At 63.8% G+C, this 23,237-nt stretch carries 27 protein-coding genes; 15 read left to right on the top strand and 12 right to left on the bottom strand.

The genetic code is table 11. The features are described from left to right. From HHL26_RS11100 to HHL26_RS11090, 3 genes are read right to left on the bottom strand one after another with little or no spacing between them, the layout of a single operon-like run. Positions 1-690: a HupE/UreJ family protein gene (locus HHL26_RS11100; protein ID WP_066558455.1), complete on the bottom strand. Its 690-nt coding sequence runs from the start codon at positions 688-690 to the stop codon at positions 1-3. Positions 691-737: 47 nt separating this feature from the next. Beyond that, the gene (locus HHL26_RS11095) at positions 738-1,118 is read right to left on the bottom strand and encodes a hypothetical protein (RefSeq protein WP_066558453.1); all 381 of its coding nucleotides are present in this window, start codon (positions 1,116-1,118) and stop codon (positions 738-740) included. Positions 1,119-1,148: 30 nt separating this feature from the next. After that, positions 1,149-1,892: a DUF4198 domain-containing protein gene (locus HHL26_RS11090; protein WP_066558451.1), complete on the bottom strand. Its 744-nt coding sequence runs from the start codon at positions 1,890-1,892 to the stop codon at positions 1,149-1,151. Between the two features lie 268 nt (positions 1,893-2,160). Between HHL26_RS11090 and HHL26_RS11085 the strand changes: the two genes are divergently transcribed. Together HHL26_RS11085 and HHL26_RS11080 are read left to right on the top strand one after the other, a co-directional pair. Continuing rightward, complete coding sequence (locus tag HHL26_RS11085) at positions 2,161-2,346, top strand: DUF1328 domain-containing protein (RefSeq protein ID WP_066558449.1); 186 nt, start codon at positions 2,161-2,163, stop codon at positions 2,344-2,346. A 6-nt stretch (positions 2,347-2,352) separates the two neighbouring features. Continuing rightward, positions 2,353-2,556 (top strand): DUF5818 domain-containing protein, encoded by a 204-nt coding sequence (locus HHL26_RS11080; protein WP_066558445.1) that lies wholly within the window; start codon positions 2,353-2,355, stop codon positions 2,554-2,556. Positions 2,557-2,577: 21 nt separating this feature from the next. On the opposite strand, the gene HHL26_RS11075 is transcribed toward HHL26_RS11080, so the two are convergent. Then, entirely contained in the window at positions 2,578-2,844 is a 267-nt protein-coding gene (locus HHL26_RS11075) for a hypothetical protein (RefSeq protein WP_066558443.1), read from the bottom strand. A 412-nt stretch (positions 2,845-3,256) separates the two neighbouring features. Here HHL26_RS11075 and acnA point away from each other — a divergent pair, with 412 nt between their 5' ends. The 3 genes from acnA (at position 3,257) to HHL26_RS11060 (ending at position 7,028) form a co-directional block, all read left to right on the top strand. After that, a complete protein-coding gene (acnA, locus tag HHL26_RS11070) occupies positions 3,257-5,926 on the top strand; it encodes an aconitate hydratase AcnA (protein ID WP_066558436.1) in 2,670 nt (889 codons plus the stop codon). Positions 5,927-6,006: 80 nt separating this feature from the next. After that, positions 6,007-6,255 carry a hypothetical protein gene (locus tag HHL26_RS11065; protein WP_176392495.1) on the top strand — a complete coding sequence of 83 codons (249 nt, stop codon included), beginning with the start codon at positions 6,007-6,009 and terminating at the stop codon, positions 6,253-6,255. A gap of 71 nt (positions 6,256-6,326) precedes the next feature. Next, positions 6,327-7,028, top strand: a complete 702-nt coding sequence (locus HHL26_RS11060; RefSeq protein WP_066558431.1) for a glutamine amidotransferase — start codon at positions 6,327-6,329, stop codon at positions 7,026-7,028. 146 nt (positions 7,029-7,174) lie between these two features. Here the strand turns inward: HHL26_RS11060 and HHL26_RS11055 are convergent, their stop codons facing one another. Further along, positions 7,175-7,831: a glutathione S-transferase gene (locus HHL26_RS11055; protein WP_066558429.1), complete on the bottom strand. Its 657-nt coding sequence runs from the start codon at positions 7,829-7,831 to the stop codon at positions 7,175-7,177. 127 nt (positions 7,832-7,958) lie between these two features. Between HHL26_RS11055 and phaZ the strand changes: the two genes are divergently transcribed. Further along, positions 7,959-9,182, top strand: a complete 1,224-nt coding sequence (phaZ, locus tag HHL26_RS11050; RefSeq protein WP_066558426.1) for a polyhydroxyalkanoate depolymerase — start codon at positions 7,959-7,961, stop codon at positions 9,180-9,182. 32 nt (positions 9,183-9,214) lie between these two features. On the opposite strand, the gene HHL26_RS11045 is transcribed toward phaZ, so the two are convergent. The 5 genes from HHL26_RS11045 to HHL26_RS11025 all read right to left on the bottom strand — a co-directional run bounded on the left by HHL26_RS11045 (position 9,215) and on the right by HHL26_RS11025 (position 12,802). Continuing rightward, the gene (locus HHL26_RS11045; protein ID WP_066558424.1) at positions 9,215-9,565 is read right to left on the bottom strand and encodes a YbaN family protein; all 351 of its coding nucleotides are present in this window, start codon (positions 9,563-9,565) and stop codon (positions 9,215-9,217) included. Further along, positions 9,565-10,869 carry a HAMP domain-containing sensor histidine kinase gene (locus HHL26_RS11040; RefSeq protein ID WP_082748908.1) on the bottom strand — a complete coding sequence of 435 codons (1,305 nt, stop codon included), beginning with the start codon at positions 10,867-10,869 and terminating at the stop codon, positions 9,565-9,567. The genes HHL26_RS11045 and HHL26_RS11040 overlap by 1 nt, the downstream gene beginning before the upstream one ends. Before the next feature lie 83 nt (positions 10,870-10,952). Next, complete coding sequence (locus tag HHL26_RS11035) at positions 10,953-11,618, bottom strand: response regulator transcription factor (RefSeq protein WP_044662519.1); 666 nt, start codon at positions 11,616-11,618, stop codon at positions 10,953-10,955. A 46-nt stretch (positions 11,619-11,664) separates the two neighbouring features. Next, a complete protein-coding gene (locus HHL26_RS11030; protein WP_169576099.1) occupies positions 11,665-12,003 on the bottom strand; it encodes a hypothetical protein in 339 nt (112 codons plus the stop codon). A gap of 70 nt (positions 12,004-12,073) precedes the next feature. Then, positions 12,074-12,802 carry an SIMPL domain-containing protein gene (locus HHL26_RS11025; RefSeq protein WP_066558413.1) on the bottom strand — a complete coding sequence of 243 codons (729 nt, stop codon included), beginning with the start codon at positions 12,800-12,802 and terminating at the stop codon, positions 12,074-12,076. Positions 12,803-12,966: 164 nt separating this feature from the next. Here HHL26_RS11025 and HHL26_RS11020 point away from each other — a divergent pair, with 164 nt between their 5' ends. From HHL26_RS11020 to HHL26_RS11005, 4 genes are all read left to right on the top strand, one after another. Continuing rightward, positions 12,967-14,745 carry an ATP-binding cassette domain-containing protein gene (locus tag HHL26_RS11020; protein WP_066558408.1) on the top strand — a complete coding sequence of 593 codons (1,779 nt, stop codon included), beginning with the start codon at positions 12,967-12,969 and terminating at the stop codon, positions 14,743-14,745. A 74-nt stretch (positions 14,746-14,819) separates the two neighbouring features. Further along, on the top strand, positions 14,820-15,545 hold the full coding sequence (locus HHL26_RS11015) for a VIT family protein (protein WP_066558404.1): 726 nt from the start codon (positions 14,820-14,822) through the stop codon (positions 15,543-15,545). A 37-nt stretch (positions 15,546-15,582) separates the two neighbouring features. Further along, positions 15,583-16,128 (top strand): glutathione peroxidase, encoded by a 546-nt coding sequence (locus HHL26_RS11010; protein ID WP_066558402.1) that lies wholly within the window; start codon positions 15,583-15,585, stop codon positions 16,126-16,128. A gap of 15 nt (positions 16,129-16,143) precedes the next feature. Beyond that, positions 16,144-16,791, top strand: a complete 648-nt coding sequence (locus HHL26_RS11005; protein WP_066558401.1) for a trimeric intracellular cation channel family protein — start codon at positions 16,144-16,146, stop codon at positions 16,789-16,791. On the opposite strand, the gene HHL26_RS11000 is transcribed toward HHL26_RS11005, so the two are convergent. Continuing rightward, positions 16,788-17,102, bottom strand: a complete 315-nt coding sequence (locus HHL26_RS11000; RefSeq protein WP_066558397.1) for a plasmid stabilization protein — start codon at positions 17,100-17,102, stop codon at positions 16,788-16,790. The genes HHL26_RS11005 and HHL26_RS11000 overlap by 4 nt on opposite strands. Before the next feature lie 117 nt (positions 17,103-17,219). On the opposite strand from HHL26_RS11000, the gene HHL26_RS10995 reads away from it, so the two are divergent. The 5 genes from HHL26_RS10995 to HHL26_RS10975 all read left to right on the top strand — a co-directional run bounded on the left by HHL26_RS10995 (position 17,220) and on the right by HHL26_RS10975 (position 20,720). After that, on the top strand, positions 17,220-17,564 hold the full coding sequence (locus HHL26_RS10995; RefSeq protein WP_066558395.1) for a hypothetical protein: 345 nt from the start codon (positions 17,220-17,222) through the stop codon (positions 17,562-17,564). Next, positions 17,561-17,809: a hypothetical protein gene (locus tag HHL26_RS10990; protein WP_066558391.1), complete on the top strand. Its 249-nt coding sequence runs from the start codon at positions 17,561-17,563 to the stop codon at positions 17,807-17,809. The genes HHL26_RS10995 and HHL26_RS10990 overlap by 4 nt, the downstream gene beginning before the upstream one ends. A gap of 182 nt (positions 17,810-17,991) precedes the next feature. Beyond that, positions 17,992-18,921, top strand: coding sequence for a DUF808 domain-containing protein (locus HHL26_RS10985; protein ID WP_066558388.1), 930 nt, complete (start codon positions 17,992-17,994; stop codon positions 18,919-18,921). Beyond that, positions 18,921-20,297: an MATE family efflux transporter gene (locus HHL26_RS10980; protein WP_066558386.1), complete on the top strand. Its 1,377-nt coding sequence runs from the start codon at positions 18,921-18,923 to the stop codon at positions 20,295-20,297. Before HHL26_RS10985 ends, HHL26_RS10980 begins: the two co-directional genes overlap by 1 nt. A gap of 102 nt (positions 20,298-20,399) precedes the next feature. Then, entirely contained in the window at positions 20,400-20,720 is a 321-nt protein-coding gene (locus tag HHL26_RS10975) for a hypothetical protein (RefSeq protein ID WP_066558384.1), read from the top strand. Between the two features lie 65 nt (positions 20,721-20,785). Here HHL26_RS10975 and rnr read toward each other — a convergent pair whose 3' ends face one another. Further along, entirely contained in the window at positions 20,786-23,098 is a 2,313-nt protein-coding gene (gene rnr / locus HHL26_RS10970) for a ribonuclease R (RefSeq protein ID WP_066558381.1), read from the bottom strand. Between the last annotated feature and the right edge of the window lie 139 nt (positions 23,099-23,237).

Genomic DNA, 23,237 nt, shown 5'->3' with positions numbered 1-23,237 from the left:
TCAGGCCCCTTGGGTGAAATAGCCGGCCAGCTGGTAGCCGATGAGGACGAAGCCGGCGGTCATCAGCGCGGCATTGGCGAGGATGGCGCTGCGGCGGAAACTGTCGCTCATGCGCCAGAGGTTCATCAGCAGCAGGATGATGGTCAGCGCCATGAACTGGCCCATTTCGACGCCGATGTTGAAGCTGATGAGGTTGGGGATCATCCCGTCCTTCGCCAGCGTCAGTTCCTGGAGCTTGGTGGCGAGGCCAAAGCCGTGGAAGAAGCCGAAGATCAGCACCGCCGCCTTGGGATTGGGCGAAAAGCCCAGCCAGGTACGGAAGCCGTCGAGATTGTCGATCGCCTTATAGACCACCGACAGGCCGATGATTGCGTCGATGATGAAGGGATTGGCGCGAATGTCGAAGATCACGCCCAGCAGCAGCGTCGTGCTGTGCCCGATGGCGAACAAAGTCACATAGGCGCCGACATCCTTCAGCCGGTAGAGGAAGAAGATGACCCCGGCGAGGAACAGCAGATGGTCGTATCCGGTGACCATATGCTTGGCACCGAGATACATATAGGGAATGATGTTGACGCCCGAGGCGCCTTCGATGAAGGCCTTGTCGTTTTCGTTGACGCCATGCGCCCAGAGCGTGGAACTCATGAGCGCCAACACCAGCCCCAGAGCCAGCAGCGCGACCCGCCGCATCGTGGGACTGAGAAGCGGGTTAAGGGTCGCGCTGTGCATGGCCGTTCTTACTTCGTCTGGAAGGTGGCGAAGGTCTTGGCGCCGTTCTTGTCGATCAGCGCGACGACGATCTTCGCGCCCTTGGCCGCCTTGAAGCCCGGCGCGCTGAGCTTGTTGCCGCCTGCGGCCTTCAGCGCCGCTTCGGTCTTCTTGCCCGCCGCGGTCTGCGTCAGCTTGGCGGTGTAGCCGGCGGCCGGGATCGGCTCATCCTCTTCGCTGAGATACACGTCGACGCCCTTGGGGCCGGTGACCAGCTCGAACATGGTTTCGCCCGTCATCTGGACCATCCCGCCATGCTGCGGCTTCATGCTGCCATGGGCGTGGACGACCGCCGGGGCGGCGATCAGGGCGAGGGCGGCGATGCAGCTACGGAAAAGATCGATCTTCATGGGAAGTCTCCGTGAAAGGGGGAAGGGGGCTTATTCCGGCAGATGCGGCAGCACGAAGGACAGCGAGGCGCGATATTCCTCATGATCGACCTTCTTGTCGGTAGTCTGGCCGACATAGATCGCCATCAGCACGTTGATGCCCTGGTTGCGCAGCTTGATCGTCGCGGTGCCGTCCGGGCCGGTCTTGGCGGGCGCGGCTTCGTCGGGATCGTTCACATAATCCTGCATGACGGTCGCACCGGCGATCGGCTTGCCCTTGTAATAGACGCGCACCTTCATCGGCTCGCCCATCTTCTGCGGGATGGCGAGGTCGGCGGGCACCAGTTGGAGCGTGTGGCCTTCCAACAGCGGAACCGGCTTGGTCGGCACCTGGGTCAGATGCACGGCATATTTGAAATTATGTTCGGCCAGCGTGGCGTTGGGCACTTCGTCGCGGCCCTTATTATGCCATTCGCCGTCGGGCGTCTTGCTCCAATAGCCATAGTCCATGATCGCGGCGACGGCGGCGATCGGCTCGTCGCTGTCGACCACGGGGATCGCGCCCGCCGCCCGCAGCGAGGTGTTCACCGGCGCCCAGTCGCTGTCATAGCCGGTCACGGTCTTGACCAGCGGCAGGCGCTTCACCGCGTCCAGATCGTCCGCGCCCACGCCATAGATCAGCGCCAACTGCTTGGCGCGCTGCGCGAACCAGATGCCGTGCGCGCTCAGCGGCGCGGCGGCGGCAACGGCGACGCCCGCGATCAGGGTCACGCTCATCAGACGGGTGAATTTCATCGGGCAGGCCTCCAATAGGTCAAAATGTCCTCTTGAAGATGCAGGCTATGGCAGCTGCCAGCCGTTTGATGCCGAATTGCAGTTATGAGGAAGCAGAATATTTCAAATGAGTGACGCAAATAGATGATAGCGCGCATCGGCCCAAATCCCGCCCATGCCCGGCATGGGCAGGATTTGATATTGCAACTTCGCAGAAGCGGCGCTCGCCGGAACCCGCCGCCTCACCATCCGTTGGAAAACCTAGGTCTTTCAACGGAAGGAGTGTCGCATGATCCGTCTGGCCATCATTTCGCTCGTGATCGCCGCCATACTGGCCATATTGGGCTTTGGCGGTGCAGCGGGCACATTTGTCGGCATCGCCAAGTTCCTGTTCGTGCTGGCGATCGCGTTGTTCGCGATCTTCCTCGTCCTTGGCCTATTGGCTGGCAAGGGCATCAAGAACGCGATAGATTGATGCGCTATGACTGATATTGGCGCTGGAGTGGACGAAACCGGTCGGTTGATACGCGATGAGGCCGGATTCCTGCTCCAGCGCGATCTGGGCGGCAGTTTCCGGCTGGTGCTGCTGCGCGTCCCCGTCGATCATGTCGAAAAACGGGTGCGGGTGCAGGGCTATTATGCCGGGGATGGCATAGTGGAGGTGGAAGGGGTGGCCGCGGCCTGACGGCCAGCGGCCTTCTTCCCGTCAGGGATTGATCGAGTCGCGAGGGTCGTAGGACGTCATGACGTCATGCGTGCTGACAAAGCGCGCACAGGCTCCGAACCCCCGATTATTCTCCAGCGGCAGCGCGGTTTCGCAATAGGCGCATTCCGCCATCAGACGGCCGACCATCCACTGGCTGCGGCCGCAACTGGGGCAATGATTGGCTTCCCCCGGATGATAATGAATGATGTAACCCCTTAAGGCCGGGTCAAATGACTTGCCGGTCGCGAGGTTGGACACTGGGCGCATCGTCTCTTCCTCCTCAGACACATATCACGGCATCGACGCAAAAATCGGAAATACCCCCGAGCTTTACATCAGCTTGGATGCAACGACGAACGTCAGAGCGAGCGACCCTTATCATCTCTGCAGAGCCCGCTCCTTGCATCAGAACGCGGCTGCAACTCAATGTATCCCGCGCCGGATGATCGCGTCTACAAGAAAGATTCCGGCCACTGTCCCATTTTCGCGCCTTCGCATTTGACTTGAGGCGCGCAGGCGCTATGGCGGCGCGCATCGGGACATACCCGCTTCGGCCGTGAGTTGGGGCGCATCCCGCCACCTTTCCGTTCGGTAGTTTTCCGCCGTCCGGCGAGCCTCTGGTGGAACTGCGTCATCCTGCCTTCGCATGGTCGGGGCACTGCGAGGAGACGCACGACTCATGACCGCCATCGGACAGGACACACTCGGCACGCGCGACATTTTGAAGGTCGGCGGCAAGGACATTGCCTATTATTCGCTGAAAAAGGCCGCTGCGAAGCTTGGAGACGTTTCGCGCCTGCCTTTCTCGATGAAGGTGCTGCTGGAAAACCTGCTCCGTTTCGAGGATGGCGTCACTGTCACCACCGACGACATCAAGGCGATCGTCGCCTGGCAGAATGACAAGGGCAAGGCCGAGCGCGAAATCCAGTATCGCCCCGCCCGCGTGCTGATGCAGGACTTCACCGGCGTTCCCTGCGTCGTCGACCTCGCCGCGATGCGCGACGCGATGACCGCGCTGGGCGCCGACGCCAGCAAGATCAACCCGCAGGTGCCCGTCCACCTCGTCATCGACCACTCGGTCATGGTCGACGAATTCGGCACGCCCAAGGCGTTCGAACAGAATGTGGAAATCGAATATCAGCGCAATATGGAGCGCTACGACTTCCTGAAGTGGGGCAGCAAGAGCCTTGCCAATTTCTATGCCGTGCCGCCGGGCACCGGCATCTGCCATCAGGTGAACCTGGAAAATATCGCGCAGGCCGTATGGTCGAGCGAAGGCCCGGACGGCGTCACCGTCGCCTATCCCGACACCTGCGTCGGCACCGACAGCCACACCACGATGATCAACGGCCTGGGCGTTCTGGGCTGGGGCGTGGGCGGCATCGAGGCCGAAGCCGCGATGCTGGGCCAGCCCGTCTCCATGCTCATCCCCGAAGTCGTCGGCTTCAAGCTGACCGGCGAACTGAAGGAAGGCGTGACCGCCACCGACCTGGTGCTGACCGCTACGCAGATGCTGCGCGCCAAGGGCGTGGTCGGCCGCTTCGTCGAATATTTCGGTCCCGGCCTTGCCTCGCTGTCGCTGGCCGACCGCGCGACGCTCGCCAACATGGCGCCGGAATATGGCGCGACCTGCGGCTTCTTCGGTATCGACGACAAGACGCTGGATTATATGCGTCTGACCGGCCGCACCGAAGAGAATATCGCGCTGGTCGAAGCCTATGCCAAGGAGCAGGGCTTCTGGATCGATCCCTCCATCGAGCCGGTCTTCACCGATACGCTGGAACTGGACCTCGCCACCGTCGTCCCCAGCCTCGCCGGTCCCAAGCGTCCGCAGGACCGTGTTTCGCTGCCGGAAGTCGATGACGTGTTCAACGCCGACCTGGCGAACGTCTACAAGAAGGCGCAGCAGCGCGTTCCGGTCGAGGGCAAGGATTTCGACATTGGCGACGGCGACGTCACCATCGCCGCGATCACCAGCTGCACCAACACGTCGAACCCCGGCGTTCTGGTCGCCGCTGGCCTCGTCGCCAAGAAGGCGAACGAACTGGGCCTGAAGCCAAAGCCCTGGGTCAAGACCTCGCTCGCCCCCGGTTCGCAGGTCGTCACCGACTATCTGGAAAGGGCCGGCCTTCAGTCGCACCTCGACGCGGTCGGCTTCAACCTGGTCGGCTATGGCTGCACCACCTGCATCGGCAACTCCGGCCCGCTGGCCGAGCCGATCAGCAAGGCGATCAACGAAAACGGCCTCGTCGCAGCTGCCGTGATCTCCGGCAACCGCAACTTCGAAGGCCGCGTATCGCCCGACGTGCGCGCCAACTTCCTTGCCAGCCCGCCGCTGGTCGTCGCCTATGCGCTTAAGGGCACGGTGATCGAGGACTTCATCACCACCCCGATCGGCGTCAGCGCGGCGGGTAATGACGTTTACCTGAAGGACATCTGGCCGACCAATGACGAGGTCGCCTCGACCATGGCCGGCTGCATGGACCGTGCGATGTTCCAGGCCCGCTACGCCAATGTCTACAAGGGCGATGCGCACTGGCAGGCGATCGACGTCAAGGGTTCGGACACCTATAGCTGGCGCGCCGGTTCGACCTATGTCGCCAACCCGCCTTATTTCGAGGGTCTCAGCATGACCCCGGCGCCGGTCACGGACATCATCGAAGCCAAGCCGCTTGCGATCTTCGGAGACTCGATCACCACCGACCACATCTCGCCCGCAGGCTCGATCAAGGCGACTTCGCCGGCCGGCAAGTGGTTACAGGAGCGTCAGGTCGCGCAGGCCGACTTCAACAGCTACGGCGCGCGCCGTGGCCATCACGAAGTCATGATGCGCGGCACCTTCGCCAATATCCGCATCAAGAACCTGATGCTGGACGGCGTCGAAGGCGGCATGACGAAATATGACGGCGAAGTGCTGCCGATCTACGACGCGGCGATGAAGCACAAGGCCGACGGCACGCCGCTGGTCGTCATCGGCGGCAAGGAATATGGCACCGGATCGTCGCGCGACTGGGCGGCGAAGGGCACCAACCTGCTGGGCGTCCGCTCGGTCATCGTCGAGAGCTTCGAGCGTATCCACCGCTCGAACCTGGTCGGCATGGGCGTGCTGCCGCTCCAGTTCAAGGACGGTCAGAACAAGGACACGCTGGGCCTGACGGGCGATGAAACCTTCACCATCCAGAATGTCGCGGGCCTCAAGCCCCGCCAGGATGTGGACGTGATCGTGAAGCGCGCCGACGGCTCGACCTTCACCTTCACCGCGCTGTGCCGCATCGATACCGTCAACGAACTGGATTACTTCCTGAACGGCGGCATCCTCCAATATGTGCTGCGCAAGCTCGCCGCTTGATCGGCTGAAGCGCTGAGATAAGGAAAGAAGGGCCGCCTCCCGCAAAGGAGGCGGCCCCTTTCTTTTTTGGGGACACGATCTTGACCATCCTTGTGGAAGCCGTCGGCTGGCTTGGCGCGATCCTCGTCCTGGGCGCTTATATCCTCGTCTCGACCGGCCGCCTTTCCGGCGGATCACCGGCCTTCCAATGGATGAACGCGCTCGGCGCGGCCTTCTTCGTCCTCAACACCTGGTGGCATGGCGCCATCCCCTCGATGGTGCTCAATATCATCTGGAGCGGCATCGGCTTCGCCGCGCTCTGGCGCATCCGTCGGGTCGCGCGCCCATAGCAGTTATTTCGCAAAGCCAAGAAAGGCTGGGGTGGCGGCCGGCGATTCATTTGGCTACCAACGCGGTAGAGATGAAGAAAGCGCTGATCGTCCGTCATGTGCCGCGCGAAGGAGCGGCGGGGTATCTCCAGCCGATCGAGGCCGCAGGCTTTGAGATCGAGCGGATTGACGTCGCCAGTCCTGATTTTTTCGATGCCGACCTGTGCACGCCCGACCTGCTGATCATGATGGGCGGCCCGATGGGCGTCTATGAGCATGACATTCACCCCTGGATACCCCACCAGATCGAAAAGCTCGCCGCCCGGCTGGAGCAGGATTTGCCGACGCTCGGCGTTTGCCTCGGCAGCCAGATGATCGCCGCGGCTCTGGGCGCCCCCGTCTATCCCGGCGGTCATATGGAACTGGGCTTCGCGCCGGTCAGGTTGAACGGGGCGGGGGCCGATTCCCCGCTTCGTCATCTGGAGGATGTGCCGGTGCTGCACTGGCACAGCGACACATTCGACTTGCCCGCCGGTGTCGACCTGCTCGCCTCAACCGATAATTACGCGCATCAGGCGTTCCGCCGGGGACGCAACCTGCTTGCGCTGCAATTCCACGCGGAAATGGGCGAAGACCCGCGCTTTGAGGACTGGCTCACACATTTCTGGGCCGATCTCGACATAGCGAAGCAATGCGGCATCGCCCTGCGGCAGGACCATGCCGATCATGGCCCCGGCGCCGTCGCCGCCGGTCGCGCAATGATTGCCGAATGGTTGAGCGGGATCGAGAGCTAGGCCTAGGGCCAATCGACATTCAGATGATGACGTGCCGAAAATGGTGGTTTTTCGTGACCTGGAGCGCAGCGTACTAAAAGTACGTGAGCACCGGAAGCACGGAAAAGCGCCATTTGCAGGCCGTCAGGGCTGAATGTCGATTGGCCCTAAAACTCGACTTCCAGTTCCTCGACCTCGTCCTTCTCCTTGCGCGCCGCGTCGATCCACTCGCGCATCAGATCCCAGTCGTTGCTCCAGTTGCAATAGGCGGCGGATTTGGACGACAGCGCTACGGCATAGGTCAGGAAACGCTGCGCCACCGGTGCGAACATCGCATCGGCCACGGTCGGCCGTTCCCCGAACAGCCAGGGACCGCCATAGGCGTTCAGGCATTCGGTCCAGATCTCCTCGATCCGCTCAATGTCTTGCTTGGCGCCTGAAAAGACGGGAAATTTCTCATGCCTGACCTTCAGGTTCATGGGCAGGGCGGACCGCAGGTTGATGAAGCCGGAATGAATCTCGCCCGAAACCGAACGGCAATGCGCGCGGGCGATCCGATCCGCCGGATAGAGCCCGGCATGCGGATAAAGCTCATGCAGATATTCCGCGATTGCGAGCGTATCCCATACGCTCGCCCCTTCGTGGGTCAGCCGCGGCACCAGCACGGAAGGCGACAAGAGCAGCAATTCCGCCCTGTTTTCAGGATCATCGAGCGCGATCGTTTTTTCCACGACCTTCAGGCCCGCCAGACGGCACAACAGCCATCCACGCAGGGACCAGGATGAATAAGTCTTGCTGGAAATGGTTAATTCGGCGTCGGCCATGGCAATCCTCCCGCTTCGTCTCTATGTTTCCATCAATCATGATGCGGTGCAATATCGAAAAGCTGTATAACGATTGTACAGATGGCCGAATCGGTGCCGGAAGAGCTTAGGACGCATTTTGAGCAAAATGATGATGCTATATAGTGGTTATCAGGCCTGGAACGACATGATGGCCCCCGCGCGATTCGGTGCTCAGATCGCTCTTTCGTTCAAGGACAGGATGGGTCCCGCCGGGGATTGGCCCGTGCCGCGCCGCATGTTCGCCCTGATGGATGTTTTCCAGGGCGCGAAATTGACGCATCGCCGCCCGGCCTATGGAATAACGGAGGTGCACAGCGGCAATGCGGTCGTCTCCGTTCGGGAAGAAGTGGCGCTGGACCTGCCCTTTGGCAACCTGCTGCACTTCGCGAAGGACGATGTGGAGACCGCCCAGCCCAAGGTGCTGGTGGTAGCGCCCATGTCCGGCCATTTCGCGACCTTGCTGCGCAACACCTGCCAGACCCTGCTCCGCGACCATGACGTCTACATCACCGACTGGAAGAACGCCCGCGACGTGCCGCTGAGCGCCGGGCGCTTCGGTTTCGACGATTATGTCGATTATATCATGACCTTCATGCAGGAACTGGGGCCGGGGTCGCATCTGGTGTCGGTATGCCAACCCTGCGTTCCGGCAATGGCGGCGGTGTCGATCATGGCGGAGGACAAGGATCCCGCAACCCCGCGTTCCATGACGCTGATGGGCGGGCCGATCGACACGCGCGCCGCGCCCACGGTGGTCAACGAACTCGCCAATGATCAGTCGATCGAATGGTTCGAGGAAAATCTGATCAGCATGGTGCCGATGCGCTATCCGGGGCGTGGTCGGCGGGTCTATCCCGGTTTTCTTCAGCTTTCCGCCTTCATGTCGATGAACATGGATCGGCACGGCGCGGCGCATCGCGAACTTTACCAATTGCTGGCCGACGGCAAGCAGGTGGAGGCCGACAAGATCAAGACCTTCTACCAGGAATATTTCGCCGTGCTCGACATGACGGCGGAATTCTACCTCGAAACCGTGGACAAGGTGTTTCAGCGGACCTTACTGGCGAAGGGCGAACTCACCTATCGCGGGCGGAAGGTCAATCCGGGCGCGATCCGCAACACCGCCCTGCTGACCGTCGAGGGCGAAAAGGACGATGTCTGCGCCGTGGGCCAGACGGCGGCCGCCCATGCGCTCTGCACGGGCCTGCGCCCGCATCTGAAGCGCCATCATCTCCAGCCTGGCGTCGGCCATTATGGCGTGTTTTCCGGCAGCAAATGGGAAAAGCAGGTCTATCCGCAGGTGCGGAACATGATCCTGGCGATGAACTGATCGGCACGGCGTTACGCAAGTTTCCGGGCTTTTTATTCCGGCCGCGTCCATATCCAGGTTCCGCCGATCAGTGCCGCTGCGATCGGTAGCAGGAACCATGGAAAAGGCGAAAATACCAACGCGAGCACCACGCTGAACGCAAAGGCCGCCAATGCCGCCTTCTTCCCCCGCCGACTGATCGCGCCCTTCTCCCGCCAGCGGCGGATATGCGATCCGAAATGGCGATGCTCAAGCAGTTGCGCCTCCAGCGCCGGGCTCGACCGCGCAAAGCAAAAGGCCGCCAAAATCATGAAAGGCACGGTCGGCAGGAGCGGCAGAAAGGCTCCGATCGTCCCCAGTCCGAGCGACAGGAACCCGCCAACCAGATAGAAAGGCCGCCGCATCAGGCGGCAGGCAGCCGCAGCCGGACCATCGCGCCGCCCAGATCCTCGCTTTCTTCCAGCGCGACCGACCCGCCATAGATTTCCGCGACATCGCGCACGATGGCCAGGCCAAGGCCGGTGCCCGGCTTTCCCGAATCGAGCCGGACGCCCCGGTCGAAAATGCGCGTGCGGTCCGCCTTGGCAATGCCCGTCCCGTCATCCTCGACCAGGATTTCAATCATCGATCCCCGGCGCCCGACGGTCGCGAACACGCTGCCGCCGCCATATTTGGCGGCATTCTCGACCAGATTGCCCAGCATCTCGTCCAGATCCTGCCGCTCGACACGTACGGCGGCCTCCTTGTCGCCATCCATGTCGATCCGCACATCCGGATAGAGCCGCTGTACCGCGCGCTCGACCGCATCCAGGCTGGCCCACACCTCCGCCCGGCTGTGCGCCGCGCCGCGCCGCCCCACGGCGCGGGCGCGGGCGAGGTGGTGGTCGACCTGCCGCCGCATCGTCGTCGCTTCGCGGATCACCGTGTCGCCCAGATCGGGCGATTGCGCGGTGGCGGCGTTCATGATCACGGTCAGCGGCGTTTTCAGCGCATGGGCGAGATTGCCCGCATGGGTTCGCGCTTCCTCCGCCTGCCGCTCATTATGGGCGAGCAGGGCGTTCAGTTCCTCGACCATGGGCAGGACTTCGGCGGGCATCGGCTCGGTCACGCGATTCTTCTCGCCCGCCCGCATCCGCACGATCTCATGCCGCACCTTGCGCAGCGGCCGCAGCCCGTAAAGCGTCTGCAACGTCGCCAGCACGATCAGCCCCAGGGCCAGCAGCGCGAAGCTTTCGAACAGGGTCGACCGCAATGTCTTGATCTGCGCGTCCAGCCCTTCGCGCGCCTGCGCCACCATGAACATCCAGCGCGTATCCGACCCCGGCAGGATGATGCTACGCTCCATGACGCGCAGATCTTCGCCAGGAAACTGGTTGCTGTCATAAATGTGCGGGGCGTCGTCATGATGCTCGGGATTGACCTTGAGCGCCCGGTCCCACAGCGACCGCGACCGCCAATCCTCGTGCCCCTTGCCGCTGATCTGGTAGTAAATGCCGCTATTGGGCTCCAGGAACCGCTGGTCGGCGGGTTCGCGGTTGAACAATACTTCGCCATCCGGGCCGATTTCCGCCGATGCGATCATGGCGGTCAGGACATAGTTCATCCCGTCGTCGAAATTGCGCGTGATCGCGTCGGACAGCACGCGGTCCAGCGCCAGCCCGCCGCCCAGCAGCAGCAGGCTGATCCACAGCGCGGCAATGCCGATCATGCGGCGGCTCAGCGAGCCGGTGGAGAGAACCTGGGAAGGAGCGTGGGGATCGGTCATCGCAGGCGCCGGAACCTCGGCCCCAATTACCGTCCCGGTTCGTCGAGGCTGTAGCCCAGGCCACGGATCGTCGTGATGACGTCGGCGCCCAGCTTCTTGCGGATGCGCGTCACGAACACTTCGATCGTGTTGGAATCGCGGTCGAAATCCTGGTCGTAAATATGTTCGATCAACTCGGTGCGGCTCACCACCTTGCCCTTGTGGTGGAGCAGGTAGGAGAGCAGCTTATATTCCTGCGCGGTGAGCTTCACCGGCTCGCCCTTCAGCGTCACCTTGCCCGATCGCGTGTCCAGCCGCACGTCACCGGCGGTCAGCTCGCTCGACGCATTGCCCGAAGCGCGGCGAATGAGCGCGCGCAGGCGGGCGATCAGTTCCTCGCTCTGAAAGGGCTTGGCGAGATAGTCGTCCGCGCCAGCGTCCAGCCCCGCCACCTTGTCCGACCAGCTATCGCGCGCGGTCAGCACCAGCACCGGAAAACTGCGGCCTTCCTTGCGCCAGCGGTCCAGCACTGTCAGGCCGTCGATGGTCGGCAGGCCCAGATCCAGCACCACCGCGTCATAGCTTTCGGTCGCGCCCAGAAAATGTCCGTCCTCGCCATCGTCGGCCAGATCCACGGCGTAACCCGCGCCCTCCAGCGTATTGCGGAGCTGTTGCCCGAGGCTAGGTTCATCTTCGACGATCAGCAGACGCATATGGCCCCGTTTCTGTTGTTGTGCCCAAAGGTCAGGCGGCGCGCACTTAACGCGCCCAGCCGATTATATCGCCCGTGCGACCGTCCGCATCAACCCATAGCACCTTGCCGTCCTTCACATATTTCAGGCGATATCGGTTGGTGGAGGGGTTGAACTCACTGCCCAGATAGGTGGCGCCGTTCATGGCGGCGTCGACCCGGCGCTTGATGACGGAAAAGGGCATGACCTGTCCGTCCAGCATGGCCCGCCGCGCGGCATCCTGCTCGTCGCGCTGGCTGCTGGCATAAGCGGCGGGATTCGTGACGGAAAGTGCCGCCATGGCTCCCAGCCCTGCTATCAGTCTGAACCGCATCATTCGCATGACCTTGGCATAGCCGGGAACCATTGAACAGGTGGTGAATGGGGAAAGCCAAGCTTGATCCTCCCCATCCGTCGATGGGAAGGATCAAGCTCACTCACTTCTCCAGCGCGTACTGCACCGTCAGCGTCACCGAAGACCCGACCTGCCCCGGCTCGACCGGCGTGGCGGGCGCTGAATCCGCCTTGAACCGCGCCGTCACCATCATCGGCATGGGCGGCTGGCCACCGCTATTGCTCTCCGCCAGCGAAACCAGCCGCGCCGACCGATAGCCGGCCGCCTGCGCGTAGAAATCCGCCTGCGCCCTGGCGGTCTTGAGCGCGGCCGCCCGCGCCTGCGCCAGCATCGGCGTGGGATCGCTGATTGAGAAGCTCGGCCCGTTCACATTGGTCGCCCCGGCCTCCACCATGGTGTCGAGCAGCGTACCAACCTTCTTGATGTCGCGCAGCTTCACCGAAAGCTGGTTCGACGCTTCATAGCCGATGAAGCGCGGCCCCGACGGCTGCCCGTCGCGATTGCTGTAATCATATTGCGCGGAAAGATTGATGCCGCTGGTTTGAATATCCTTCTTCGGGATTCCCGCCTTCACCAGCGCGGCGATCAGCTTGTCCATCTGCGCCGCATTGTCGCGCATCGCCTGGGCGGCGGTTTGGGCGCGGGTCTGGACGCCGGTGCCCACTGTCGCCATGTCGGGCGCGGCTTCCACGGTTTCCGTGACGTTCAGCGTCACGATCGGCGCGGTTTCAGCGATGGTGACGCTGGTCTGCGCCATGGCCGAAACCGGCAGGGCAGCGCCAAGGGCCATCAGGGCGAACATTGATTTCATAGCCTTTGATTTCACGGGGCTTTCTCCTCAAAAAGCGATGCATGTCTATTGTGACGGTTGCGATGAACGGACGCTGACACGCGTTGAAAGCCGTCAGACAGCTTCCGGTTCCCCTTTTGGGACGCCTCTTGCTCTGGGACGCCCGAAGGCCTAGCTGCACGCCCATGGCGGCTCCTATCCTTTCCTTCGAAAATCTCGGCCTCTCGCAAGGCACCCATTGGCTTTTCCGCAATCTCGACATTTTCGTCGGGGAGAAGGACAGGCTAGCGCTGATCGGCCGCAACGGCGCGGGCAAGACCACGCTGCTGAAGCTCATCGCCGGCCAGATCGAACCGGATGAGGGCAACCGTTCCGTCCGCCCCGGCGCGCGCGTCATCATGCTGGAGCAAGACCCCGATGTCGCCGGCTTCGCCACGCTGCGCGATTTCGCGCTGGCGGGCCAGTTCGCGCCGCCCGCCCATGAAGTCGACGCCATCGCCAGCCAGCTTGGCACCGACCTCGACCGCGAAGCCGCGACCGCTTCGGGCGGCGAACGTCGCCGCGCCGCGATCGCTCGCGCTTTGGCGAGCAAACCCGACCTGCTGCTGCTGGACGAGCCGACCAACCATCTCGACATCGACGCGATCGACTGGCTGGAGGGCTGGCTCAGCCGCTATAACGGCGCCTTCATCGTCATCAGCCACGACCGCGCTTTCCTGACCCGGCTGACGCGCCAGACGCTGTGGCTCGACCGGGGCGGCATCCGTCGCAATGAAATCGGCTTCGGCGGCTTCGAGGAATGGATGGAAGCGGTCTATGCCGAGGAAGCCCGCGCCGCCGAAAAGCTGGACGCCAAGCTCAAGATTGAGGCGCACTGGCTGGAGCGCGGCGTCACCGCGCGGCGCAAGCGTAACCAGGGCCGCCTCGCGAAACTCTGGGAAATGCGCGCCCAACGCGCCGCTATGGTGGGGCCGCAGGGCGTCGCGAAGATCGCCGTCGCCAGCGACGACAACAAGACGAAAAGCGTCATCACTGCCGAGCATGTCACGAAAAATTTCGGGGATCGCACGGTCATCAAGGACTTCTCCTTGCGCATCCAGCGCGGCGACCGCATCGGCATCGTCGGCGGCAATGGCGCGGGCAAGACCACGCTCCTGAAGCTGCTGACCGGCGAACTCGCGCCCGACTCTGGTCAGGTCAAACAGGCCAAGTCGCTCGACATGATCTTCATCGACCAGCAGCGCAGCCTGATGCAGCCCGACAAGCGTGTCCGGGATGTGCTGGCCGAAGGCGGCGACTGGATCGACGTGCGCGGCGTGCGGAAACATGTCCACGGCTATCTCAAGGAATTCCTCTTCGACCCCTCGCTGGCTGAGGCGAAGGTGGGGACGCTCTCGGGCGGCGAACGCTCCCGCCTCTTGTTCGCGCGCGAATTCGCCCGCGAATCGAACCTGCTGATCCTTGACGAGCCGACCAACGATCTCGACCTCGAAACGCTCGATCTGCTCCAGGAAGTGATTGCCGATTATGAGGGCACGGTCCTGATCGTCAGCCACGACCGCGACTTTCTCGATCGTACAGTCACCGTGACGCTGGGGCTGGATGGCTCCGGCACGATCGACGTGATCGTCGGCGGCTATGCCGACTGGGTCGCCAAGCGCCAGCCGAAAAATGCGCCCAAGGCCGAGAAGAAGGCCGCCGCGCCGCCGCCGCAGAAAAGCGCCTCGACCAAGCTCAGCTACAAGGATCAGCGCGATTTCGACCTGATTCCCAGGCGCATCGAGGAGATCGAGGCCGCCATCGCCCGCGACGAAGAAGCGCTGGCCGACCCCAGTCTCTACAGCCGCGATCCGAAAAAGTTCGACACGCTCACCAAGGCGATCGAAAAGGCCCGCGCCGAAAAGGACGCGGCGGAGGAGCGCTGGCTGGAACTGGCGGAAAAGGCCGAGGGGCTCAGTGGATAGAAGGCCTTGCGCCGATCCTCTCATCTGTTAGCCAATGCCGGGCATTCACGGGACGCAGTCAGGGGACAGGGCGCATGGAACAGTCCACAACCATACAGGACATGGACGTGATCGACGGCCATCACGCGGTCCATTATGTCAACCGGGTCGGCTGGCTCCGCGCCGCCGTGCTGGGCGCCAATGACGGCATCGTCTCGACCGCCAGCCTGCTGACCGGGATCGCGGCTTCCGGCGCGGCGCGGGATACCATCCTTCTTTCCGGCATCGCCGCGCTGGTCGCTGGCGCCATGTCTATGGCGGCGGGCGAATATGTTTCCGTCAGCGCCCAATCCGATACCGAGCGCGCCGATCTGGCCAAGGAAAAGAAGGCGCTGGCCCAGCAACCGCATACGGAATGGGAGGAATTGCGCGACATCTATGTCGAACGCGGCCTGACGCCCGATCTCGCCGGTCAGGTGGCGACGCAGTTGATGAATGTCGACGCCCTTGCCGCCCATGCGCGCGACGAGCTGGGCATTTCCGAAATCAGCACCGCGCGGCCGATTCAGGCCGCGCTGACATCCGCCGCGACCTTTTCCGTCGGAGCCGTCGCGCCTGTATTGGCCGCGGTCGCCAGCCCTTCCCATGCCATCGTCGCCGTTGCCGTCACGTCCCTGATTTGCCTGGCCGCGCTGGGCTATATCGGGGCGCGGCTCGGCGGCGGCGGGATTGTGCGCGCCGTCGCCCGCGTGGTCTTCTGGGGGGTGTTCGCGATGCTCGCGACCTCCGGCGTCGGCAAGCTTTTCGGCGCGGCCATATGACGGCCCGGTTCATCCCCATTTCCAAGGAGACGAAAAAATGACCGATATTCAGCAAATCCCGCTCAAGACCATCAAGGGCGCCGACGCCAGCCTGGCCGACTATGCGGGCAAGGTGGTGCTGGCGGTCAATGTCGCCTCCAAATGCGGCCTGACTCCGCAATATGAGGGTCTTGAGAAGCTTTACGCCGAATATAAGGACAAGGGTCTGGTCGTCGCCGGCTTCCCCGCCAATGATTTCGGCGCGCAGGAACCGGGCAGCAATGACGAGATCGCGACCTTCTGCACCACCAATTTCGGCGTCGATTTCCCAATGTTCGAGAAGATCGTCGTCACCGGCCCGGAAAAGCATCCGCTCTACGCCGCGCTCACCAGCGCCCAGCCGACGGCCAAGGGCGAAGGCGCCGCTTTCCGCGAAAAGCTGGCGGGCTATGGCATCACGCCCAATCCCGAACCCGAGCTGCTCTGGAATTTCGAGAAATTCGTGATCGCCAAGGACGGCACGGTCGCTGCCCGCTTCGCGCCCACGACAGCGCCCGATGACGCGGGCCTGATCGCGGCCATAGAGGCTGAACTGGCGAAATAAAGCGCTGCGCCGTCCGTGAACCAGACGCTGCTGCCGCAGATCGGCCCGGTCCTCGAAACGCTGAGCATCGTCGGCACCTTCGTGTTCGCGGCGTCCGGCGCGCTGGCGGCCGCGCGCCTGCGCCAGACGCTCGTCACCTTCGCCTTCTTCGCGTTGGTGACTGGGGTAGGGGGCGGCACGGTGCGCGACCTGCTGATCGGCGCGCCGGTCTTCTGGGTCCGTGACGCCGTGCCCGCCATCGCCTGCATGATCGCGGCGCTGCTCGTCTGGTTCACCCCCCGCCGCTGGTGGAGCGATCATGCTCTCGACTGGCTCGATGCGGTGGGCCTTGCCGCCTTTGCCGTCTATGGCGCGGCCAAGGCGATGAGCTATGGCGTCCCGCCCCTGGTGGCGGCGATGATGGGCGTCGTCACCGGCTGCGTCGGCGGCATCATGCGCGATCTGCTGGCGGGGGAGCCTTCCATCCTGCTGCGGCCCGAACTCTATGTCACGGCGGCGGCGCTGGCGGCGGGCCTTTTCGTGTTCCTGCGCTGGATGGGGCTGGATGTTCCCTTTGCGGGGCTGATCGCCGCCCTGATCGGTTTCCTGCTGCGCGCCATCGCCATATGGAAGGGTCTGGGTCTGCCGCATTACCAGCCGGAAGATCGAAATAGCCGCGCCTAACCGCTTTTGGCATGTGTCCTTTTTCGGCGGGTTTCCCAGCCCTTCTTAGCGGCGGCGGAGCGATCCGCCGCCGGGCGCCGGGCCGATGCGGCGCCGCCCTTCCTGCCGCCCTTGCGCGACGAGGCATGGCTGTCCGGCTTGCCCCGGCCGGAACCGGATTTGTTGCCGCCTCCCGATTCCTTGTTCACCGTCGCCCAGGCCCGCCGTTCCGCCTCCTGGCGGGAAACGCCGCGATCCTCATAGCCCTGCTCGATATGCTCGGCCTTGCGCTTCTGCTTGTCGGTGTAGCTGCTCTTGTCGCCTTGGGGCATGATCTTCTCCTTCCGCTTTCCTGCCCGATGTAACGACTGACGCGCGCGGCCGTTCACACCGCTGCACAAGCGTTACGATCTGCGGAACAGACCAGCCGGAACCGCGTTCAAAGGTGCATGGAGCAGCGCTCTCTTCTCGAACGGCTGGCGCGCCATCTGGCGGCCGGCAATCCCGACCTTGGGCCGGACCGCTGGCAGGATCAGGTGGAGGATGCCGCCAGCTTGCTCGCCATCATCAAAAGTCCCGATGACGTCATGCGGGAGGCTGGCGACGAGCGCGTCTGGCAGGCGATGATCGACGCGGCGCTGCGTGAGCGATGGGCGATCGCGCCCGCCGCTCCTTCGGTCGAGCCGCCCGGCGGCACCGATGAGGAAGGCGAAATCCCTCTGCCGCCCGACAGCATCGGCGGCAATCGCGCCGAATGGGTCCATTTGCACGAAGCACAGGAGAAGCCGAGATGAAGGGTTTTTTAAAGCTGGCATTCCTTACCGGACTGGGCGCCGCGGCGTGGAAGGGGTGGAAAGAATGGCAGGCGAAGCGCGAGGCAGAGGAGCATTGGACGCCCCCCATGACTTCGGGCCGGGTGCGCGATGCCGGGCCGGACGAGCAGCATATCGATGCGCGCGACTGGGATCTGGTCGACGAGCAGAATGATGAGAGCTTCCCCGCCAGCGACCCGCCCGGCAATTATCGCGGGCTGCATTGAGAGCCTGCGCGAAGCTGCGCCCTTCATCGTCATGCCGGACTGGTTTCAGCATGACGATATTTTCATGAGCGGCCTTTGTTCGTCTGTTCAATTGGCTCTTCCAATCCATTGCCCCACCCCGGTCCCGCCTCTATGGAGACCGCTTCCGGCCTCGTGCCGGAACCAACAGGGGAATTTTATCAATGCCTTCGGGTCTGATCGCGCTGCTCGATGACGTAGCGGGGATTGCCAAGCTTACCGCCAGTTCGCTGGATGATGTCGCCGCCGCAGCAGGCAAGGCCGGGTCGAAGGCGGCGGGAGTCGTGATCGACGACACCGCCGTCACGCCGCGTTATGTCATGGGCCTGACGCCCGACCGCGAACTGCCCATCATCTGGAAGATCGCCAAGGGATCGCTGCGCAACAAGCTGCTGTTCCTGCTGCCCGCGGCGCTGGTGCTGAGCGCCTTCGCGCCCTGGCTGCTGCCGCCCTTGCTGATGCTGGGCGGCGCTTTTCTCTGTTTCGAAGCGGCCGAAAAGCTGCTCGAAGCGCTTCAGGGCGGCCATGATCTGGCGGAAGAAGCGCTGGAGACCCACAGTTCGAAGGATCTGGAGGATGAGAAGGTAGCCGGCGCGATTCGCACCGATTTCATCCTGTCGGGCGAGATCATGGCGATCGCGCTGGGCACGGTGGCGGCGGAACCGATCTGGGAACAGGCGATTATCCTGGTGGTCGTCGCCTTCCTGATCACGGCGGGCGTCTATGGCGTCGTCGGCTTCATCGTGAAGATGGACGATATCGGCCTGCATCTGGCCGAGCGGCGCTCGGTGGGCGCACGGGCATTGGGCCGGGCGATGGTGAAGGCCATGCCGCTACTGATGCGGATATTGAGCGTGGTGGGCACGGCGGCGATGCTCTGGGTCGGCGGCGGGCTGATCGTCCACGGGCTGCATGAATTTCACTGGGATCTGATACCCGGCGCGATCCATCATGTCGCGGAGGGCGCCGCCCATGGCTTGCCCGCCGTCGCGCCGGTGGTCGACTGGGTCGTGAACGCCGTGGGCGCGGGCATCGTCGGATTGGTCATCGGCGGCATCGTCGTGGCGGTGCTGCACCTCTTCAAGAAGCATTGATGCCTTCACCCTGGCGCCTGGAGGCCGGGGCGCTGACGGCGCTCGCGCTGCCGATGATCGCGGGCAATATCGCCTGGGCGGGGATCGCCGCGACCGATCTGCTGCTGCTCGGCCGGTTGGGGGCGAGCGCGGTGGCTTCAGGGGCGCTGGCGATCAACCTGTTCAACGCGCTGCTGATCTTCGGCATGGGGCTGGTCACCGCCGCCGCGCCGCTGATCGCCACGGAGCGCGGGCGGCGGCGGCATTCGGTGCGCGATGTCCGGCGGACGGTGCACCAGACGCTGCGCGCGGCGGCGCTGTTCGTGCTGCCCGCCTGGGCCTTGCTATGGGAAAGCGAGGCGATCCTGCTGCTGATGGGGCAGGAAGCCGACCTTGCGGCCCAAGCAGGCGAATTGATGCGCGGGCTGCAATGGGCGCTGCTGCCCTTCCTGGGCTTTACCACCCTGCGCAATTTCATTTCCGCGCTCGAACGTCCTGTCTGGGGTCTGGTCATCATGGTCTGCGCCATCCCGATCAACGTGCTGGCGGGGTGGGCGCTGATCTTCGGGCATCTGGGCTTTCCCGCGCTGGGGATGTTCGGCGCGGGGATCGCCAGCAGCCTGTCCTCCTCCTTCCTGTTCTTCGGGCTGCTCTCCGTCATCCTGATCGACCGGCGGTTCCGTCGCTATCGGCTGCTCGGGCGTTTCTGGACGCGGGACCGGGAACGGCACCGCACGGTCTGGGCGCTGGGCCTGCCGATCGCGATCACCCTGGGGCTGGAAACGACCGTGTTCAACGCCTCCGCCTTTCTGATGGGGCTGATCGACCGCGACTCGCTGGCGGCGCATGCGGTGGCGATCCAGATCGCGGCGCTGGTCTTCATGGTGCCGATGGGCATTGGCCAGGCCGCGACGGTGCGCGTGGGCCTCGCCTATGGGAAGCGGGACCGGGCGGCGGTCGGCCGGGCGGGTTGGCTGGCGCTGGCGATCGGGACCGGATTCGCGCTCATGGCTGCGACGATGCTGATCCTCTTTCCCCGGACGCTGATCTCGGCCTTTCTGGATCTGCGCGACCCGGCCAATCAGCGAACGGCCGCGCTGGCGATCAGCTTTCTCGGCGTGGCCGCGTTATTCCAATTGGTGGACGCCGCGCAAGCGGTCGGCGCGGGTGTGCTGCGGGGCATACAGGATACCAGGGTGCCGATGATCGTCGCGCTGATCGGCTATTGGGTGATCGGCATCGGCATCGGCGTCATCCTTGCCTTTCCGCTGGGCCTCAAGGGGCTGGGCATCTGGCTGGGCCTGGCGAGCGGCCTTGGAGTCGTGGCGATCTCGCTCGTGGCGCGCTGGGCGCTGCGCGAGCGGCTGCACCTGTTGCCGCAGGCGCGAAGCATCTGATGTTTATTCGTTCCGCAAATGCGCCAGGTTGCGTCATCAGATGATGGTGCGACGCACAAAGCAATTGAACCGGGGCGCCAAATTTGTCATGAAAAGCGCACTATGAACGCTCCTACCATGTTCTTCGAAGCCATCGCGCTCCAGAAATGTCTGACGGCGACCTATAACAAGATGGTCGTGAAGCTGGCCCCGCACATTCTCTACACGCGCCATGACGAAATGTTCATCGACGCCGTGACGATCGAACGGGATGGGCGCCCGCCGCGGGAATTGAAACTGGGCACCTTCAAGCTGGCGGGATTGAACGACGTCTGCCTGATCGATGAAAAGTTCGAGGCGATGCACGGCCTGTATGATCAGGGCGACAGTAAATATAAGGGCGTGACCCTGTTCGCCGTCGAGCCGGAGAGCGCGGCGGCCTGACGTTTCGCCGCCGGGTTGAGAACGAAAAAGGGCGGTCCCGCGGGCCGCCCTTTTTCGTTCGGCCATCACCGCCGATGCTTGCCCCGCTTCGCCCCGATATGGCGGATATTGGTGGGCCGTCCGCGCCGGGCGCTGCCCGGACGTGCGCGATCCTTCCGGAAACTCGGCCGTTGGGGCAGGGCATCTGGCAGTTCGAAGCGCAGCGCGCCGTTGATCGGGTCCGCCTCCGCCAGCCGCAATTGCAGGCGTTGCCCGACCGTATAGCGATCTCCGCTCTCAACCCCCTCCAGCGCTCGCCCGGCTTCGTCATAGAAGAAACGCTCGTCGCCCAGAGTCGAGACCGGCACCAGCCCGTCGCCGCCCAGCCCCTCGACCGTGGCGAAGAAGCCGAAGCTCTGCACCCCGGTGATCCGCGCCTCCACCAGATCGCCCACATGCGCCGCCAGAAAGGCCGCGACATAGCGGTCGATCGTCTCCCGCTCCGCCTCCATGGCGCGGCGCTCATGCTGGCTGATCATCTCGCCCACGCGGCCCATATTCTCCATATCCTCGCCGCTCAGCGAAGACCGGTCGGGAATGACGCCGCCCTTGGGCGCGGGCAGTTCCAGTCCATAGGCGCCGACCAGCGCCCGATGCACCAGCAGGTCCGCATAGCGCCGGATCGGTGAGGTGAAATGGGCATAGGAACCCAAAGCCAGCCCGAAATGACCCAGATTGGACGGCGCATAATAGGCCTGGGTCTGGCTGCGCAGGATCTGCTCCATGATCTGCGGCTTTTCCTCGGCCTCCCCGACGCGCTCGATGAGGCGGTTGAAGGTCGCGGGCTTCACCACCTGTCCCAGCGCGAATTCGATGTCGAAAGTCGCCAGATAGTCCTTCAGCGCCACCAGCTTGTCCCGGCTCGGCGGCTCATGGACACGATACATGACCGGCGCCTTCTTTGCTTCAAGCGCCTTGGCCGCCGCGACATTGGCGGCGATCATATAATCCTCGATCACCATATGCGCGTCGAGCCGCTCGCGCACCGCCACGCTGACGATCTTGCCATATTCGTCCAGCACCACCCGCCGCTCCGGCAGGTCCAGCGCCAGCGGCTCCCGCTTGTCCCGCGCCTTGCGCAGCAGCGCCCAGCAGGCCCAGAGCGGCTTCAATGCCGTCTCCAGCAGCGGCTCCTCCCGCGTCCCGTCTATGGCCGCCTGCGCGTCCTCATAGGCCAGCACCGCAGCCACCCTGATAATCGCGCGGGAGAAACGCCAGCTCTTCACCTTGCCCGAAGCGTCGAGGACGAGGTGACAGGCCATCGCCGCCCGATCCTCGTCCGCCCGCAGCGAACACATGTCCGAAGATAGCTGATGCGGCAGCATCGGCACGACGAGGTCAGGGAAATAGACGCTGTTCCCGCGCTTGCGCGCCTCCCGGTCGAGCGCGCTGCCCGGCCGCACATAATAGCTGACGTCCGCGATCGCGACGATCGCCTTGTAACCGCCGGCATTGTCCGGGTCTTCATCCGGCGCAGCCCAGACCGCATCGTCATGATCCCGCGCATCGACCGGATCGATGGCGACGATGGGCAGATGCCGCAGATCCTCCCGCTTTTCCTCATGCAGAGCCAGGTCGGAAGCCGTGACCGCCTCCTCCTCCACCCGCTCGGAAAAGACGTGGGGAATGCCATGTTTGTGAATGGCGATGAGGCTGAAACTGCGCGGCGCGAAGGGATCGCCCAATATATCCGTTACCCGCGCCGTGATGCGCGGCGGGCGGCCCACCGGCTCGGCCAACACCAGATCGCCCTTCTTCGCGGTCCCCACATCCGAAATCGGCGTGTCCCGGCGAATGCGCTTGTCGACGGGGCGCAGCCACAGCTTGCCGCCATCTCCTTCCTCGACCACGCCCAGCAATTCCTCGCTGGCCTTGGCGAGCTTCTTCATCGGATGCGCGACCCAGCCGCGCCCGGCCTCCTCCGTCCGCGCTAATATCCGGTCACCGATGGTGAGGGCGCCTCTCTTGCCCCGTTCCACGATGCGCAGCCGGGGCGCAGGTTGGCCCTCCGCCTCCCAGCGTTCGGGCGTGGCGATCAGGGTCGTATCGTCGACATCGACGATCCGCAGCACCGTCACCTTCGGCACGCCGCCCATCTTGTGAAAGGCGCGCGCCGGACCGATGTCGATCAGTCCCTCATCCGCCATATCCTTGAGCAGGGCTTTGAGCGCGATCTTCTCTTGCCCCTTGAGGCCGAACGCTTTCGCGATTTCCCGCTTTCCCGCCGGTTGGTCGGCGGAGGTGATGAAATCCATCACCTGTTCGCGTGTCGGGAAGCCTGCGGGCCGCACCTTGCTGTGGGAGGGAACGGATTTCTTCTTCTTTTCGGTCGATGCCATGGATCAGCTATAGGGAGAGCGGCCCCGTCACGCCAGTACTCCATGGCGGAAGGTCTGCCCGACATCGTGGCGACCGTGTGGAGCGGCCTTTGAGTGGAGTGAACAGGATGGGTGGAAGGCGGACCTTCAGTTCCCGTTC

Source organism: Sphingobium sp. TB-6, from assembly GCF_012927365.1.
GTDB lineage: Bacteria > Pseudomonadota > Alphaproteobacteria > Sphingomonadales > Sphingomonadaceae > Sphingobium.
Note: the sequence above shows the minus strand (reverse complement) of the source record. Positions and strands in the feature narration are given on the sequence as shown.